The organism is Ensifer sp. YR511, from assembly GCF_900103045.1.
GTDB classification, from domain to species: Bacteria; Pseudomonadota; Alphaproteobacteria; order Rhizobiales; family Rhizobiaceae; genus Ensifer; species Ensifer adhaerens.
Genome location: NZ_FNGR01000034.1, coordinates 52866 through 70846 on the forward strand (window position 1 = coordinate 52866; position 17981 = coordinate 70846).

General features: G+C 60.2%; 10 protein-coding genes and 1 pseudogene. 5 read left to right on the forward strand and 6 right to left on the reverse strand.

Going from position 1 to position 17981, the window contains the following annotated elements:
* A partial coding sequence (locus BLU15_RS39715) for an autotransporter-associated beta strand repeat-containing protein (protein WP_176960426.1) occupies positions 1-6242 on the reverse strand: 6242 nt, incomplete at its 3' end.
* A gap of 341 nt (positions 6243-6583) precedes the next feature.
* Here BLU15_RS39715 and BLU15_RS32595 point away from each other — a divergent pair.
* Positions 6584-8233, forward strand: a complete 1650-nt coding sequence (locus BLU15_RS32595) for a tetratricopeptide repeat protein (protein WP_090301081.1) — start codon at positions 6584-6586, stop codon at positions 8231-8233.
* A 183-nt stretch (positions 8234-8416) separates the two neighbouring features.
* On the opposite strand, the gene BLU15_RS32600 is transcribed toward BLU15_RS32595, so the two are convergent.
* From BLU15_RS32600 to BLU15_RS32610, 4 genes and pseudogenes are all read right to left on the reverse strand, one after another.
* Positions 8417-9607 (reverse strand): HlyD family type I secretion periplasmic adaptor subunit, encoded by a 1191-nt coding sequence (locus tag BLU15_RS32600; protein WP_244546885.1) that lies wholly within the window; start codon positions 9605-9607, stop codon positions 8417-8419.
* The gene (locus BLU15_RS40350) at positions 9607-9864 is read right to left on the reverse strand and encodes a hypothetical protein (RefSeq protein ID WP_244546886.1); all 258 of its coding nucleotides are present in this window, start codon (positions 9862-9864) and stop codon (positions 9607-9609) included. Before BLU15_RS40350 ends, BLU15_RS32600 begins: the two co-directional genes overlap by 1 nt.
* A gap of 14 nt (positions 9865-9878) precedes the next feature.
* Entirely contained in the window at positions 9879-11180 is a 1302-nt protein-coding gene (locus BLU15_RS32605) for a type I secretion system permease/ATPase (protein WP_256386716.1), read from the reverse strand.
* Positions 11149-12840: pseudogene (locus tag BLU15_RS32610) on the reverse strand (Tn3 family transposase); the annotation flags it as partial. The pseudogene BLU15_RS32610 and the gene BLU15_RS32605, both read right to left, overlap by 32 nt.
* Between BLU15_RS32610 and BLU15_RS32620 the strand changes: the two are divergent.
* The 3 genes from BLU15_RS32620 to BLU15_RS32630 all read left to right on the forward strand — a co-directional run bounded on the left by BLU15_RS32620 (position 12831) and on the right by BLU15_RS32630 (position 16280).
* Entirely contained in the window at positions 12831-13460 is a 630-nt protein-coding gene (locus BLU15_RS32620) for a recombinase family protein (RefSeq protein WP_090301085.1), read from the forward strand. The pseudogene BLU15_RS32610 and the gene BLU15_RS32620 overlap by 10 nt on opposite strands.
* A 607-nt stretch (positions 13461-14067) precedes the next feature.
* Positions 14068-15840 carry an ATP-binding cassette domain-containing protein gene (locus BLU15_RS32625; protein ID WP_090301087.1) on the forward strand — a complete coding sequence of 591 codons (1773 nt, stop codon included), beginning with the start codon at positions 14068-14070 and terminating at the stop codon, positions 15838-15840.
* Positions 15841-15947: 107 nt separating this feature from the next.
* Positions 15948-16280 (forward strand): hypothetical protein, encoded by a 333-nt coding sequence (locus BLU15_RS32630; RefSeq protein ID WP_090301089.1) that lies wholly within the window; start codon positions 15948-15950, stop codon positions 16278-16280.
* A 52-nt stretch (positions 16281-16332) separates the two neighbouring features.
* Here the strand turns inward: BLU15_RS32630 and BLU15_RS32635 are convergent, their stop codons facing one another.
* Entirely contained in the window at positions 16333-17067 is a 735-nt protein-coding gene (locus tag BLU15_RS32635; RefSeq protein ID WP_090301091.1) for a pyridoxamine 5'-phosphate oxidase family protein, read from the reverse strand.
* A 267-nt stretch (positions 17068-17334) separates the two neighbouring features.
* Here BLU15_RS32635 and BLU15_RS32640 point away from each other — a divergent pair.
* On the forward strand, positions 17335-17981 hold a 647-nt coding region (locus BLU15_RS32640), incomplete at its 3' end, for an IS30 family transposase (protein WP_143034313.1).

Below are 17981 nucleotides of genomic sequence, written 5' to 3' on the forward strand. Positions count from 1 at the left end.
GAAATCGTCGTGCCGCCGGTGTAGGCGTTGGCGCCGGTCAGCGTCAGCGCACCCGCGCCGGATTTGGTCAGCGAGCCGATACCCGAGATAATACCGGCATAGGTTCCGGCCGAGGTCTGATCAAAAGTCAGTGCGACATTGTTGACGAAGTCGCCCTGAAGGCTCGCCGTATTGCCGATCAGCGTTCCTGCTGAGATCGTCGTGCCGCCGGTGTAGCTGTTGGCGCCGGTCAGAACCAGTGTGCCGAGGTCGGTTTTGTTGAGCGAACCAGCGCCTGTGAGGTTGGAAGCGATGGTGGCGGTGAAACCAGCCCCGGCGCTTGTGCCGTCGCCGACGCGGAAAGCCGTCGCACCGGTGAGCGCGATATCTTTGCCGGTGATCGTGTAGCCGTCGGCGGCGAACTGCATGCCGACCGAGGTGGAAATAGCGCCCGTGCCGTCATCCACCGTCACGGTGCCTGCCGTTCCCGAGAAGATCAGCAGCCCAGATGGATCGAAAATGCCGTTGATGCTGCCATCGGCAAACGTCCAGTTATTGCCGGTTACGCTCCATGTGCCCGAGCCACCATCTACGCTGCTGTTGGCACTGTTATTCGCACCATCCCAGAAGGAAGCGAACGGCGCATCAACCAGCAAGTTGACCTGATTTGCCGTCGCAGTCTGCACGGTGAGGTCGGAGCTGACGAAGCCAATCGGCGTACTACCGATTTCGAGCCCGTTATCGGTCAAGCTGCCGTTGTAATTGACAAGGCGGTAAAGCCCACCTCCGAAGCCGCCCGCATTGGTGACATTCAACGTGCCGTCGAGTGTCAGGTTGCCGCCGACATTGATGAGGTCGCTATCCACGCCTGCCACGCCCGAAGGGTTGCCAAGCTCGAAATTGAGAGACGAGCCGGAGGCAAGCGTGAGGTCGCCGCCGATGGTCAGCGTGCCGGGGCTGTTGCCGGCGGCAATCGCACCGTTCGTGACGGAGACGTTGCCCGCAAGCGTGCCAGAACCGCCGAGCGTGCCGCCCGTCACGCTCACCGCGCCGCCGAGCGTGTTGTTCACACGCAAAGTACCTCCGGTGATGTTGGTATCGCCGGTAAAGCTGCTCGTATCGCCCGTCAGGTTGGTAACACCGGCGATCTGGTTGATCGTGCCGGTGCCGGTGATCGCGGCGCCGAAATCATAGCCCGTGCCGGTGTGGTTGAACACGATCTTGCTCGTGTTCCTGACCTCCACGCTCGGCGCATCGAGTCCGCCGGCGCCGGTTGCCGCGTCGCCCGCGGCCGCACCGATGTTGAGCGTGCCGCTCCCGTAGAATCCGACATGCATGCGATCGGCCGTCACTGTCCCGCCGTCGGCGATGGTGAGCTCGCCGCCGCCCACATTGTGGCCGATGTAGAGACTGCCGCTGTTCGTCCAGTGTGATCCCGCGCCGGTCACGATCACGTCGCCGGATCCCGTATCGGTGCCCAGGAACGCGATCGCGCTGCTGACGGTCCCGCCGTTTTCGATGCGCAGATTGCCCGCGCCGTCGTTGCCGATCCCGAGCTCGCCGACGCCGCTCCAGCTCGATCCAGTGCCGGTCACGATAACGGTACCGGTCCCGCCGCCGCCCATGGCGCCCAGATAGGCTCCCTGCCCGTTGTTGTTGACAGTCCCTCCGCTTTCGATCGTCAGCGCGCCATCGCGGTAAAATCCGATATAGAAATCCTGGCTGGTGCTAAAGCTCGCCCCTTTCCTGACGATGATGGCGCCGTCGTAGATGGCGGCGCCGCCGCTCGTCAGCTCGCCACGATCGGCGATGGTAAGTGTGCCCGTTCCGCCACCGACGCCGCCGACGCCAAAATACGTCGTGTTGACCCAGCGCGACCCGACCCCGGTTATGAGGACTTCGCCCGAGCTTCCGGAATTCCCGCCGACAAGAAAGGAGGCGGTGTCGACGGTGGCACCGTTCTCGACTGTCAGGCGGCCCTCGACAGAGAGCCCGCCCGACGCCGACCAGGCCGCATCCGGTCCGCTGATCGTCACCTCAGCGCCGTCGTCCACCTGGCCTGCACCTCCACCGATGACCCCGGTGATGTTGACGCTACCGTCTTGCGCGACAAGATAGCCGTCGAAACCGCTGCTGTCGCCGGCGATCGTTAACGCGCCGGCGCCCGTTTTATACAGGCTCCCCGTGCCTGAAATCCCCCGCGAAAAGCGCGTCGAAAACCCGTTCGTATCGAGTATATTGGCCGTTGCGATCGTGACCGCCCGGTCCGCCATGTCGAAAGATGCTCCGAGGCGGAGCGTGCCGCCATTGAACACCAGTCCGCCGGACGCGGCGCCGAGATTGGCGTCGCTCGAGGCGACCAACGCGCCCCCGGAGATCGTCGTACCTCCGGAATAGGTGTTCTCACCGGTGAGGGTCAGCGTGCCGCCGCCCAGTTTCGTGACCCCGCCCACACCCGAGATCACGCCGCCGAAAGTGATGTCGTCCGAGCGGTTGAAGGCGAGCGTGCCGTCGTTCGTCACGTCGCCCTCAATGGAGCCGGTGGTGCCGCCGTCGCCGAGTTGCAGCGTGCCTCCGCTGATGGTCGTGCCGCCGGAATAAGTATTGATCGCTGTGAACGCGGTCGTGCCGGAATGGACCTCGACCGAACCCGCGCCACTGATGTCAGTTGCGAACAGATAGTTCGGATCCGTGTGGTTGAATACGATCCGGCCATTCGTGCCGGTATTGACGAAATCTGTATCGAGCATTCCGGCCGCAATTGCCGGGTCTCCGGCAACCGCGCCGAGCGTCAGGGTTCCCCGCGCGCCGTTCTGGCCGATCGTAAGACTGTCGGTGATGACCTTGCCGCCGTCGGCAACGACAAGATCCCCTTCGCCGTTGAAACCGATAATGACCTCGTTGTCCCCCTGAAGCACCGATCCGGAGCCGGATACGGTGATGATGGCGGACGCATCGCCGATATGCCCGGCAAAGACGACGGGTGCGCGGACGATACCGCCGTCCGTGATCGTCAGGCGCGTCGTGTCGATTCCCCAGCCGCCGAGGCCGATCTGCGTATCTGCAGTCCACGTGGCGCCGCTGCCGCTGACAACGACTTCGGCGTTGTCTCCCCCGACACTGCCGATTGTGCTGTTGAGCGCACCCGTCACCGAAACGGTGCCGGCATTGGCGCTGAAGCTACCGCCAAAGCCACTGTTGTCGCCTGCAAGGGTGAGCGTCCCGGCGCCATCCTTGTTGAAGTCGCCGTTGCCTGAAATACTCTGGGAAAGGGTGGTCGAGAACCCGTTCGTGTCCAGGGTGCTATAGCCGTTCACCGCAAATGCACGGGTTGCGGCAAGGTCAAAAGAGGCCCCAAGCTGGAAATAGCCGTTGCTCAGGGTAAGGCCACCGGAGACATCGCCGAGATTGGCGTCGCTCGACGCAGCCAGCATGCCGCTGGAAATCGTCGTGCCGCCGGAATAGGTGTTGGCTCCTCTTAGCGTCAACAAGCCAACGCCGGTCTTGGTCAGCCCGCCGCTGCCCGAAACGACCTGAGACAGCATGGTATCGAAGCCGTTGGTATCGATGGTGCTATCGGACGCCAGCGCCACCGCGCGCGTTGTCGCGAGGTCGAACGAGCGACCGAACCGCAGCGTGCCGGCATCAAGGGTCAGGCCGCCGGAGGCATTGCCGAGATTGGCGTCGCTCGATACGACCAGCGTACCGGCATTGATCGTCGTGCCACCGCTATAGGAGTTGTTTCCGGTCAGCGTCAGCGTGCCGGCGCCGATCTGCGAGACCGTGCCGTTGCCGGAAATCGTTCCGCCGAAGGTGACATCGTCCGAGCGGTTGAATACGAGCGTGCCGTCACTCGCCACGTCGCCGACGATCGAGCCGCTGATGCCGCCTTCGCCGATTTGCAGCGTGCCGCCTGAGATCGCCGTCCCCCCGGAATAGGTGTTGTCTCCGCTGAGCGTGATCGTGCCGCTGTCCGCCTTCGCCAGGCCGCCGGCGCCACCGATCACGCCGCGGAAGGTCGACGAGGCATCGCCGTTGCCGACGGTCAGCGTGGCGCTGCCGAGGGCCACCGTTCCACTGCCGGAAAGCGCACCGACGCCCTGGTCGTTGCCGTCGAGATCGAAGGTCGCGCCGCCCTCGACCGTCAGATCGCCGAAGTCCCAGAGGCTGCCGCCGGCGCCGAGCCGCAATGTACCGGCGCTGATGGTCGTCCCGCCATTGTAAGAGTTCGTACCGGTGAGCGTGGTCGTGCCGTCGCCGAGGTGGCTCAGGGCGCCGATCCCGGAGATGATCCCGCTGAAGGTCACATCGTCGGACCGGTTGAACGCCATAGCGCCGTAATTGTCGACATTGCCGGCGATCCATCCGCTCGTTCCGCCGGCGCCGATCTGCAGCGTGCCGGCCATGATCACCGTGCCACCGGAATAGGTGTTCTCTCCGGTGAGCGACAGCGTGCCCGACCCGAGCTTTCTGAGTGAACCCGTCCCGGAAACCGTGTCGCCGAATGTGACATCATCCGAACGGTTGAAGGCGAGCATGCCATTGTTCGTCACGTCGCCGACGACCGAGCCTCCGGTGCCGCCATTACCGATCTGCAGCGTGCCTGCCGAGATCATCGTGCCGCCGGTATAGGTGTTCTCGCCGCCGAGCACGATCGCGCCGGTGCCGGTCTTGGTGAGGGCGCCGTCTCCCGAAAGCGTCAGCCCGATCGTGCCGGACGACAGGTTGAAGGCCGTAGCTGCGTCGATCGCTCCCTCGCCGATAAGGTTACCGCCGGTGACGGTCAGGGTATCGACCCCGAGCGTGTAGCCGGATGAAACATTGATGGTGGCGTTGTTCTCGTTGGTTAGCGTGCCGATCCCGGACATGTTGCCGTTGGACAGCAGCAGCGTACCGCTGTTGCGGTTCGTCAGATTTCCCGAGACGGCGACACCGCCGCCCTGCACCCGGATCTGGCCGTCATTGATGATGTTGTCGGTACCCGAACTGAGTGTGGCGGTACCGGTCGGGCCATTGAAACTGATGATGGCGCCGTCAAAGTTGTTGATGTCGCCGGCGTCGTCCACGGCTCCGCCGGCGCCGACGTCGATCGTCCCGGAATTATTGAGCGTGTTGCCAGTGCCCTGCAGCGCGGCGCCGTCGCCGATGGCGATCGTTCCGATATTGTCGATCGCACCCGCGGATATGATCCGGCCGGCGCCGATCGAAAGGGTGCCGCCGTTCGTGAGCCTGGTGATGCCGGTGACATCCCCGTCGGACGTTGCGCCGCCAATGGACGCCGCGGCGCCGCCATAGATGGACAGGGTGTCGGTAAGCGTGCCCGCGAGCGTGGTGTCACCGCCGCCGAGCACCACCGCGCCGGTCGTGCCGCCGGCAAGCGTGGTAATGCTGTTCACGCCGCCGGTGATGGAGATCGCGGTATTCGTCCCACCCGAGGGCGTCGTGCCTCCGACGATGATGCCCCTGTTCACGATGGTTAGGTTCCCCCCGGCCACCCCATACCCGCCGCGACCCGCAATGCCGTCTATGGTGTAAATAGCCCCATTCATCACTCCGCCCACGCCACCATCGCCGCCGCGGATCGTGCCTTGGTTCAGGATGGTCGTGCCAGCGGAGCTGAAAGCGGAAATGCCATGGCCGCCATGGCCACCATAGCCGTTGGCAGTGGTCGGAAGGCTCCCCTCAAAAAAAGGTTGCACGTCCGCCGAGCCACCTTGTCCGCCCTGTCCGCCGGTGACGCTTACACCGGCCCCTATGGTCACCTCCAGATGCGGCTGCGAACCAAGCATGATGCCGCTGCCGCCACCGCCGCCGCCACCGCCACCGCCGACGAAAAAGCCGAATTTGTCTTGTCTCGCTTGCCCACTGCCGCCGTTGCCTCCGGCACCGCCAGTGACATCGGACGTGACCGCTTGCGACGAATTGATCACCTTACCCCCACCACCCGCGCCGCCGCCGCCGGCGCCAGCGGCGTCGATCGTCAGATCAGAGAGGTCGCCCCCGCCGCCCTGCCCGCCGAGATCTGCGTCGCCGCCCGATCCGCCGGTCCTGCCAACGATTGTTCCGCTGCCACCGCCGGTGCCAGTCGTCGAGCCGTCACCCGCCAGTCCTGCTGCCCCACCTAAACCTGGGGCAAAAGAGTTTGGCGCGTCGCCGCCATTTCCGCCATTGCCGCCAAGGGTCTGAGCGAGCACCGGCGCGGTTAGGAACGGCGGCGCCAGTGGCGCAACCAGCGCGGTACAAGCCAGCAATGCGATCCGCAACAGGTGCCGCCGCGTTGACACGCGCCGCGGCAAGGCTTTCCGCAGCGGGCCGCCCAATGATCCCGTACACGGGCAAGTGACGCCGCGCGCCGAAGACATTGAAGCTGAAGGTGTTCTTGTATTCATGGTTCCCAAGCCCGCAAAGAAACGCGCGTCCGCCGGATACCGATTCACCCTTCGCCCACGTTGTTGTCGGCCATCCCTGCCACCGCGCACCGGAAACGTCCTGAATCGGATGGCGCGATGTTCTGAATGTTTCCGTTATTTTCTGAATGGACCGCACCTTGCCGCGTTTTATGATAATTGGAGCCAATTTTTCGGTTTGGGGCGTAGGTTGAGGCGTGTTGCGGTTTTTGGGATTTGAACTGGATCGGCAGCGGGCCGAACTGCGCGGGCCGGATGGCGCCGTCATCAGAATCCGGCTGAGAAGCCTCGAAATGTTGAAGGTCTTCGCCACCAATCCGGGGCGGGTTCTCAGCAAGCAGGAGCTGATGGAGAACGTCTGGCCGGATATCCATGTCGGCGAGGATAGCCTGTTCCAGTCCATCCGCGAGCTTCGCACCGCGCTGGGCGACGAGCAGCGGCAGATCATCAAACTGATGTCCGGCCGGGGCTATCTGTTCGCAGCCGCGGTGTCGGGTGGGGCGGATACGGACGCCCCTGGAGATGCGCACCCGGCAATCGGAACCGAAACGAAGAACGAACCGGCACCGGGCCGGCACGATTTGAACATGCGCCGCCGCGCCTTACTCGTTGCCATAGCGGGCCTCGGCGTAACAACCCTGGCGGCGACGATATGGCCTCCCCGCCTCTTTACGGGTTCGCCCGCGACCATCTCCGTGATGCCCATGGTAGCCGCCGCCGATGACCCATTGGCTGTCCGGATGGCTGCGGGCGTCACTCGCGACCTGACTGATGGGCTGGCGAAAATCGAGACGATCCGCGTGATGCTTCCGTCCGACGCTGCAAGGAGCGCCGATTACGTCGTCAGCAGTGAACTGGAAAAGACCGAAACCGCGTGGAATTTGCGCGCGCGCATGACCGAACCGGCAACCGGCGCGGTCAAATGGACGACGTCACTGTCCATTGATCGGACAGACGCCGATGCGCAACTTCAGCAGACCCGCCTGACCGCCGGCATGGGCCACCCGCTGGCGCTGCGCATCAACGCGCTGCTGAAAGCAGGAGAGCGTGCGACGGAAGGCTCGCCGACCGGCACTACCAGGATCGCCATCGAACAGGCGACCGCCTCGATCAACCACACGACGCTGGAACGTTTTCGCGCCGCGCAGGCGATCCTGGAGAAAACGCTCGCCGGCGACCCAAGCAACGTCGACCTGCTGGTTGCACTGGCTGCGTTTCAACTGCGCGGGATTCAGATGGCCTGGTTCCCCACCGCCGAGCGCGAGTCGGTCGAGAACAGTGTCGGCGCGATCATGGAGCGCGCGTTGCGCGCGCGGCCTGATTACGTCCCGGTGCTGGAAACACAGTGCCGGTTTCTTTCGACGACCAACCAGTTCGTCGAAAGCCTGGTGGCATGCGGTAGCGCTCTCGCCCACGATCCATGGAACGGGATCGCGCTATACCTCATCGGACTGTCCCAGGTTTTCCTGGGCCGCTTCGACGACGCGCTCGTCTCGTTCAAGCAGGCGAACCGGTTCGATACGCCGCAGGTCGCGCGCTGGACATGGGCAATCGGCGCGGGCTGGACGTACCTTTTGATGGGGCGCGCGGAAGAAGCCTTGCCCTGGTTGCAACGATCGATCGCCGTCACGCCGGCCAGCGGACGCACGCATATGCTGTTGGCCGCGGCCTATCAGCAATTGGGCCGAACCGACGACGCCAAGACGGCGATGGCGGTGGCCCTGGAGTTGCGGCCCGGTTCGACCGCGCGCAACGCGCCGCCCCCCACCAAAAACAACAGCGCGATTTTTCTGAAGGCGTCCGAACAGGTTGTGAGCCTGATGGTTGCTGCCGGGTTGCCCGAATGACCAAGCGCCACGGGCTAAACACCAGCGCAACTGTCGTCTCCTTCGCGCTCGCAGCACGAGACACCTTCTATTCCTGCCGCATTGCCCTCGCGATTTGATCGGCAAGCGGATTGACGAGATACGACAGTGCCGTGCGCTCGCCTGTCTGGATAAAAGCCTCCACCGGCATGCCGGCATGAAGGATTAGAGTGCCAAGGCGTGCAAGTTCCGGCTTCGATATCCGAACGTGCGCCGTATACCAGGTCTCGCCAGTTTGGGGTTTGAACTGAGGTTGGCGGCGATGGTGGTAATCGAGCCCTTAATTTCCGGCGTGGTGCGCTGATTGAACGCCGAGAACCGTAATACCGCATCCTGACCGATGTGCAACTGGTCGATATCGGCTGTCTGGACCTTCGCTTCGACAACCAGGCTATCGTTAACGGGGACGATCTGCATGAGGGTCTCTCCGGGCGAGATGACATCGCCGACGGTATGAACCGCCAGCTCATGGACGATGCCGTCTTGGGGTGACAGAAGGTCTATGCGCTTGAGTTGGTCGGTTGCAGTCACTTGCTGTTCGGTGAGTTCCGCAAGCTTGTTGTCGACGTCGCGCAGCTCCGTCAGAACCTCCGATCGGCGATCCTGGTCGAGTTGCAGGATTTGCAGCTCGGTCTCTGTCGTCCGCGTGGCTGCTCTGGCAATCTCGGCCGTGAGCTGGCCTCGTTCGCCTGACAGCTGCGCCTTCATTCGTTGCAGCTCTGCAAGTCGCGAGAACGGCATCAACCCCTTGTCGTGAAGTGAAGCGATGCCCACAAGCTCCTGGACGATGAACGTCAGCTCTTCGTCCTTGGCCGTGCGCCGCGCCGTCAGTCCATCGGTTTCCTGCTGCAACTGTCCGATGCGTTGCTTGAGTTGGTCTTTCTGACCGTTGATGGTCTGCTGGCGGGCGATGAACAAGGAGCGTTCAGACAGCACATAGTCGGCGACGTCTGCCTGGTCGATCCTAGCCTCCAGCTCAGGCGGCACCCTGATCTCCTTTGCATCGTCACGCTCTGCGACGAGCCGCATGGACTGCGCGTTCAGTTGGTCAATCTGTTTGGTGACAATCGCAAGGTTGGCGCGCGTCACCGTATCGTCGAGCCGGATCAAGAGGTCGCCTGCCTTGACCTCTGCACCGTCGCGCACGCGGATGTCGCCGACGATGCCGCCTTCACGATGCTGGATGCGCTTCACATCGCCTTCGACGACAACGGTGCCCATGCCGACCACCGCTCCGGAAAGCTTGCTGGTTGCCGCCCATCCGCCTGCGCCGATCAGCAGGACGCCGATCGAAAACCCGGCCCACAACATGTAGCGGGTGATTGCTTTTGAGGCGCGGCTCGTTGTTTCACTCATCATGCACTCTCCGGCACGGCGCGCACTGTCGTCTTGCGCAAGACTTCTTCGCGGGGACCAAAAGCAACCGTGCCGCCCGCCGCCATCACCAGGACTTGGTCAACCGCTGCAAGCGCGTTCGGCCGGTGGGCAATGACGACAACGATCGAACCGGACTGCCTCGCCGCGATGATCGCGTTGGTCAGACCCGCCTCGCCTTCTGCGTCGAGGCTCGCATTGGGTTCATCAAGGACGATGAGGAACGGTTTGCCGAACAAAGCCCGGGCAAGTCCTATGCGTTGCCGCTGGCCGGCCGACAGAATTGCGCCCCTGCCCCAATGCGCGTATAGTAGCCTTCCGGCATCGACAGAGCGAGCTCGTGAACTGCAGCCTGCATTGCCGCCTCGATGATTGACATCGGATCGGCATTCGCTGCAAAGCGGCTGATGTTCTCGGCAATCGTGCCATCGAACAGCTCAACGCCTTGCGGCAGGTATCCAATCGACGGTCCAAGCGCCTCCGGATCCCATTGGCTGAGCTCAGCCCCATCCAAGCGAATTGTGCCGCGAATTGCGGGCCAGATTCCGACCAGCCCGCGTGCGAGCGTCGACTTCCCGGAACCGCTGGGGCCGATAATTCCTAGCCCCTGCCCTCTCTCAAGCCGGAACGAAACATCTCGGACGATCGCTGCGTTGGCTCCGGGAGCGGCAATCATCAGGCTGGAGACGTCCATCGTATTCTGCGGCTTCGGGAGTGGCATCGGCTCGCGTTTGTCAGCAAAGGTCTTGAGCACGTCCTCCAATCGGCGCCGGGCCTGGCGCGCGTTGACGAAGTTGCGCCATTGACCAATTGCCTGCTCTATCGGCGACAGTGCCCGCGACGTCAGGATCGACGCGGCGATCATCGCGCCTGGTGACGCGAGCTGATAGATTGCCAGCCATGCCCCGAGCGCCAGAACCGCCGATTGCAGAGCAAGCCGGAAGATCTTCGAAACGGTGGAAAAGCTGCTCGTTGCATCGCTGGTGCGCCGCTGTTCCTCGACATAGTCCCCATTCGTCGCATGCCATCGTGTGGAGTAGGCACCGCTCATACCCATCGCCTGCAATGCCTCGGCGTTGCGGCGACCAGCTTCGATGAACTCAGCACGCGAAGATGAAAGCTGGGCAAGCCGTTGCATGGGGTCGCGCAAGACAAGCTCGCTGGCCACGGTCAACACGATCAGAAAGACCGCGCCTGCGACAGCCAACAAGCCGAGATAGGCATGAAACAGGAAGAGAATGGCGAGATAGATCGGCAGCCAGGGCATATCGCAGATCGCGATCGGCCCCTGCCCGCTCATGAACTGCCGGATTTGATCGAGATCGCGTAGCGGTTGCGAGATCGCCTCCTTCCTCGACATTCTGAGCGGCAGCTTCAGGACCGCATCGAAGGTCGGTCCACCCAACTGCTCCTCGAGCTTCTGTCCGATCTGGGTGAGAATGCGTGAACGAATGGCCTCGAGGAGCCCGAGAAAGGCATAGAGGCCGATCGCAAGGATCGACAGGGCAACCAGTGTCGGGACGCTACGGCTCGGGCATGGAAGGGGCGCATCCAGCCGATCTGATGCGCACTGATCCCCTTGGAGGCTCCCGCCATGCGTTTCGGGCCGAGATTGGTGCCATCCGCCAACACGCCGGCGAGCATGGCGGAGATGTTCTGCGGCGTATCGCCTGTCCGGACATGCGTGAACTGATCTGCAAATCCCGTCCACTCATGCACCTCCCTGAGAAGGTCGGGCACTTCGATCAGAGGATACATTTCGCTGACTTCGTCGTTCAACTCATCGGCTGCGGCGGGAATGTCGCTCGCCCGCGGCGTGACGATCAGACTTCCAGCCTCCAGCCTGACGCCATCGAGCTTTGCATTGCGGGCGCGGTATGCAAGGCGCTTGAGATTGAAGTCCATCGTCTGCCGCACTTCAGAGAGCCAAGCCGCGCCATCACCCTGTACGCCGAGACCGAGCTTGCCTTCTTCCTTCATAGTGAGGAACGCGGGCTTGGGCATGAGGTGTTCGTCTATCGGCCGGAATGACCGGCTGCCGTCGACCCAGATATCCGCGGAGCGCAGCCGGTCGCGCAAGTGGGCCAGAGTGGCAATCTCGTAAAGCCGCCGATCCGGCTTTGCGCCCTCTAAGATCAGTTTTCGTTCAGTCGCGCTCAGATGGCCGACAGGGACGCGATCCGGCAAAACGCGCCGACCTTCCGCATAAAGCATTTTCAGCGTCGTGATCGCCGGAAGCAGCGGATCGTGCCGACGGTGTGACTGGAATGTGAACGCCTGAAGGAAAGCACCTGCGAACTTGAGGACATTTGCATGTTGCTCGGCCGCCATCACTAAGGGTGATGCGCCCCCCCTCCTCCACCATCGCCTCAAGGCCGGGTCTGATCTGCAGCAGCCGATACCAGCCGACTTTCCGGTTTACCACCTCAATCGCATCTTCATCGGTATCATTGGCGGCCTGCAGGGCCAAAATCGTGTCAAAGAACAGTCGCAGCGCCTTGGATGTTTCTATGCGGGCGTTCAAATGTCGTTGCTTTTTGCGGTTGTTCGCCTGCGAAAACAGCCGGCCGATCAGCTTGATGAACATCGTCACCGCATCGTCAGTGAGCCTCTGGCCGAGCTTGATGACCTGCGCTGCGACTGTGGCGCGCCGGCGACTGGCATTGAAGTCACAAGCGAGAGCCAGGCTGGAGGCGCGTCCCCTTCGCGGATCATCTGGCCCCACCGGCCAGCGGGGATGCGGGCCTGCAAGCGAGGATCGATCTCGAGTGCGCGCAGGAATGCTACGCGCTCCGTCAATCCCGTCAGGTTTGACGCTCCTGGTGCATCTGGAGCAGAACGCAGCCAGTGAAAGCGGGTCTGGCCTATCGTCGGATCAACGTCCAACAGTGCATCGAGGGCCTCGAGCTTTTCCGGCGCCAGCTCCGAGATCAGAGCTGCCTCGGCACGGCGCCGGGCAATGGCGCGGGCCGCCAACCCCATGAGTTCGATCATGGTTGCCACTGGCAGCAGGCCCGGCGTTCCCGGTAGGTGGCAATGATCGCTTTTGCGATCGCTGCGCCCTGGTCTGTCGTTGAAGCTGTCTCGATGGCTGCCCGCAGCGCAGCGCGACGGTCCATGCCGGTTGGGCTTCTAATTTCCAGATAGCCCAACAGATGGGCGACGTGGTTCACGCGTGTTTCTTCGCGGCGAGCATACCAACTGAATGAAGTCGGTGGCGATCGCCGGGTCGACCTCCAGCAGCCAGCGCACTTTCGCTTATGCCCGCGTCTCCACGACCGGACAGACCACCGAGAACCAAATTCAGGAAATCGAAGCAGCCGGCTTCCACGTCGAGCCTCGCTGTCTCATCACCGAGACAGTTTCCGGCAGCACCGCCATTGCGCAGCGTCGAGGATTTTCCAAGCTGATGGATCGGCTGGAATCGGGGGACGTCCTCATCGTGACCAAACTCGACCGTCTCGGCCGTGACGCCATCGATGTCAGCACCACAGTCAAAACGCTGGCCGAAATGGGTGTGCGTGTCTATTGCCTCGCGCTCGGTGGTGCTGATCTCACCAGCTCGGCCGGCACGATGACCATGAATGTGCTCAACGCCGTCGCTCAGTTCGAGCGGGATTTGCTGATCGAAAGGACGCAATCCGGCCTCAAGCGTGCAAAGGCAGATGGCAAAGCGCTCGGCCGCCCCTCGACGCTTAGCGAAAAACAGAAGCAGGAGGCACGCGACGATCTGGAAGTGGGGATGAGTGTTTCGGCCATCGCGAGGAAATTCGCGACTTCCCGGCAGACAATCATGCGCCTACGAGACGAAGGTTCACGCTCCGTTCGGTCTTAGCGCAGGATTTTGAACTGCTCTTGTCCTGACCCACGTACGCACCGGGCCAGCTATGCGGACGCTATCCTTTTCGGGCGCGAAACCGCGATTTCACACTCTATCGTCGCACTATCTTCGACTGCCCGTGGCCGCACCCAATGGAACAGACCGGAGCAGGCCACAGCAATTGAACACAACCACATTCGCCGAACAATGCGCGGGGCGAGGTCCATGCCGGATATGGCACATATTCAGTTGCATGATTAACATGATTTAATTAGTCATGTTCTGCCGCGAATCATGGCAGTACCGCGCGTGTAGCGGCTCCGCGCTTACAGCGTCACGCTGGTTGGCTGCGCCCAACTCAGGCGCGCAGATTAAAATCCCAAATCATATTATGAGGCAGCAACTCGCGACTTCATTCGGTGATGGGATGATTGCTTAAGTGAAAGACTCATTTCAGTAGGAGAAAAGTGATGAGGCTTACACGTTTTTGATGGTAGGCGTGGCGGGGCTTAAGTGGCTGGGAGCATTTTCTTCATGAGCTACACTAAGCTCAAGCTAGCGCAGATCTAACGTATTCCATGATAATGTTACGGCGCCCTAAAGCTCTGAACGCGAGATGTAGATGACGATCAAATTATTCAGGCAGGACATAATGAAAAAACCGCACATCGGTTGGGACTGGGTTGTCCGTCAGCTGCGAATGCGGCTAAGACTCGTGATAGTCATCTTCGCATTCATGATCTTCAATCTTTTAGCGCCTCTCGCTTTACCCCTTTTTACTCAGAGGATCATTGATTCGATAACTAAAACTCCGGAAAGCGTGTTTGGAACTGAGACCGTTGCAATTGGCATCTTATCTCTCATTGCAGTAGCGGCTGCACCGGCGGTCACACTAGCGAACACAAAAAATATTGCACAACTCTCCGCCTTTATCGAAAACAGACTTCAGGCAACAATATTTGTTAAATTACTCACCTCAATAGAACATGCATCACAAAAGCCAACAGCAGAGCTATTGAATTTGTTCGCAAAATCAAAAAGCATTTCTTCATTCATAGGTGGCGCCGCACCTTCTTTATTGTTAAATATTTTGATATCAGCGATCTGCTTCTTAGTGATGATATACTACGATGCTATCATCGCGTTTCTTTCGTTATCGATCGCTGTTATCGGGAGCTTCCTGACGTTCTCGGTGCAGGAAAAGGTAGTTGCTGCGGTCAACCAAAACTACCAGCGGCAAGGACATCGGCAGGCCTTTTTGATGGAGGTAATCCGGGGACTGGTAGCGATCAGAAATCAAACGCTGCAGGTTCCTGCTTTTAGGAAGTGGAAGAAGCTCGTGGCAGGCAACTCGGAAAGTGCCGTAGAGCTTATGTACTACGGTGGGCACGCCCCGACGATAACATCCTTCATTAGCGGGCTAACCACTCTCGTGATCGTTACATTTGGAGCATACCGGATCACGGAAGGGCTTCTCAGTCTCGGAGATCTACTCGCCTTAAGCATACTGGCAACCAACCTAAGTGTTCCTTTCGCGGCGGCGGCCTCATTGAACCGACAGTATCAAGAAGCCAAGGTGGCCATACAGGATCTGAATGAGTTCTTTGGTGACCGCAAGCAAAAGCAATCAACGGTTCCGCTGATGAAAGCGCTTCCGGATGTTGGAATCGCACTCAATGACCTTTCGCTTCAATATTCCGGCGCTGAACGCAAATCTCTGGACAGTATCACAGCCAGCTTACCATCTAGCGGGCTTGTGGCCATCGTCGGTAAAAACGGCGCGGGGAAGAGTTCCCTTGTCAGGGCTATAACAGGTCTTGTGACCCCAACGTGCGGAACCGTCATGATTGGGGGCCGACCTAGAACCCATTACGACGACCAATGGCTGAGACGCCGCTTCGGGATTGTAGAACAGGACAGCATGCTGTTTAGCGGTACAATCTTAGAAAATCTGATTGCGGGTCTTAGCGAACACCCAACAGAGCAAGAACTCCACTCGGCGCTGCACTTCTCAGGTGCCGACAAGATCTTGGCCAAGCTGCCCGGCGGCCTGCACGCAACGTTGGATCTCGACGCCAGGAACTTGTCTGGCGGAGAACGCCAAAGGCTAGCGATTTCCCGAGCGCACCTGCGTTCACCTTCCGTCGCCGTTCTCGACGAGCCGACTTCGTCACTTGACGCTGAGTCGGCGTTGAATCTTGAACGGGGGTTAACAACTTGGGCGAAGGATCGGCTGGTTATCCTTGTTACGCATCATCTGCACGCCATCAAAAGTGCTGAGCGGATACTGGTGCTCGAGAACGGCTTGTTGGTCAGCGAGGGTACGCATTTTGACCTGGTGGAGCACTCCATCCAATATCAGGAGATGTGGAACGACTATACGCGCGCAGAGTAGCGACGGACAAACGCGCGATGGACTTTTTACCATAGATTGCATATTGAACATACTGCACGCTCCTTTTTGGCGTGATGTATTTTTTCTAAAATTATAGGCTGTGCAAAATGGTTCTAAGATTCAAGGAAATTGCGTGCCTCGTTACCGTGGCCTCGGGGATGGCGCTCGTTGGTATGCAGGTCACCAAACAAGCAGCTGCTGCCACCGAAAAAACGGGGTGCGCCACTGACGTTTCCTGCTCAGTTAACGCCATGACATTGAACCAGTACGTCTCCAGCTTAGCTAGTTTCGACAGAGTGAAACAAGCCGATCTAACCGTGGAAGTTGCATGGGCGTGGATGGCAGGAACGGGTGCGAACTGCCTCACTTGTCATCCAGATGGATTTGTTACAGACGCGATGTTGCCGGGCCACGGCCCCAAAGCCATTCAGTTTCCATAACAATGAAATGAGCACCGCTGGTCACGGCGGTGCTCATTACCCTCCAAGCTGCTCAGGCGAAATTGAGCACTGCGGCAAGCGCTTCCTCCGCATCTTCTGCTTTGCTTTTGAAACGAGCGAAAAGCAGTTTCCCGTCAAATCCGAGAAGTACTCCGTCTGCCCAGATCGCGCGCAAAGTTATCTCATCGGCGGTCGCAAGATTTCTCTTGGCAAGAATCGACGCGAGAACTGTTTGTTGTGTGGCCCAATAGTCCTCCGGTAGCCGCAGCTGATGGGCGTAGTTGTCGTCAGGAAGACCTGCGTCAATAAGGCGATTTATCACCACCTCCGGGGGGCCTCCCGCACCGTCGATGAGGTGGGTTGCCTCAATCGTCATCTTGAGAAGGTGGAAACCTGGCGCATGAGGATACGAAGCCGCGCTCGGATTGTACGTCAGGTATCTGCGCTTTGCAGCGCCATCTTGATCTTCAAGAGGGTGAAGACGGCCAACCAGAGTTATACGAACCGTTCTAGGTAAGTCGCCAGAACCCGATGGAGATACAAGCAGGGAAACGCGGTTGTTGTGCATCACGTTTCGCGTATGAAGCGATAGATTACTGATATGGAAAATAGGGCTCCCGTCAGCATCTGCGGCAAAATTCACAAGCGTACACAGCGGATAGCCTGACGCTATGTCGAGTGTGGCTAATGAAGCGGTGTTTGCGCTTCGAATTACCTCGTAGGCGAGATCTTGAGCCCTCGCGTTCTTAATGAAGGGGACCTTATGCGAATGTGGTGTAATTGGCATACTAACGTTCAATCTCGATCCTGTTGATGTCGGCCACTTCCACGGACCAGGCTAATCAACACGCGATGGTTGCGCCAGCGGTTTTTGCCAAGATGGTTGCTGGCTGACTCAGCAATGAACCTCAAGAGTTTGCTGCGAGGCCGCCCATTGACGACTTCGGCAAATGCCAGTCGATACATTATGCGACTTCGGAGGCACGGAAGGTACATTCTATTTTCAAGTGCGACATGCCAATGATTTCAATGGCTTCCCCTTGGAGATTTTGGCATGTCCCGACGTTATTCGCAGCTGAATCTGGCCGATCGACGCCGCCTCTTCCATTTCGTCGAACGCAAACTGCCGATCAAAGAAATGGCGCGCGAACTTGGTCGTCATCGATCGACGATCTATCGTGAGATCCGGCGCAACACCTTCCACGATCGCGAGCTGCCCGACTATAGCGGTTACTTCCCGACCGTTGCTGACGATATCCGCAAAGAGCGGCGGCAGCGTTTGAGGAAGCTTGTGCGGCACCCGCAATTACGCGAACTGGTGATCGCGCAGCTGAAGGCACTTTGGTCCCCGGAACAGATCGCCGGTCGTCTGCTCGCCGATGGCGTGAGCGCCGTGCGGGTCTGCACCGAGACGATCTATCGCTTCATCTACGGCAAGGAAGATCAGGCGCTGGAACTCTATCAGCATCTGACGGAAGGTCGCCGCAAACGCCGCCCCCGCGGCTCGAGGAAACCGCGCGACGGCACTTTTCCTGCTGCCTGCAGGATATCGCAACGTCCTGATTTCGTTGGTGATCGTTCGCAGTTCGGGCATTGGGAAGGCGACTTGTTGATCTTCCAACGTGACTTAGGCAACGCCAACGTAACCTCGCTGATCGAGCGCAAGAGCCGTTACACCGTGATGATCAAGAACCCGAGCCG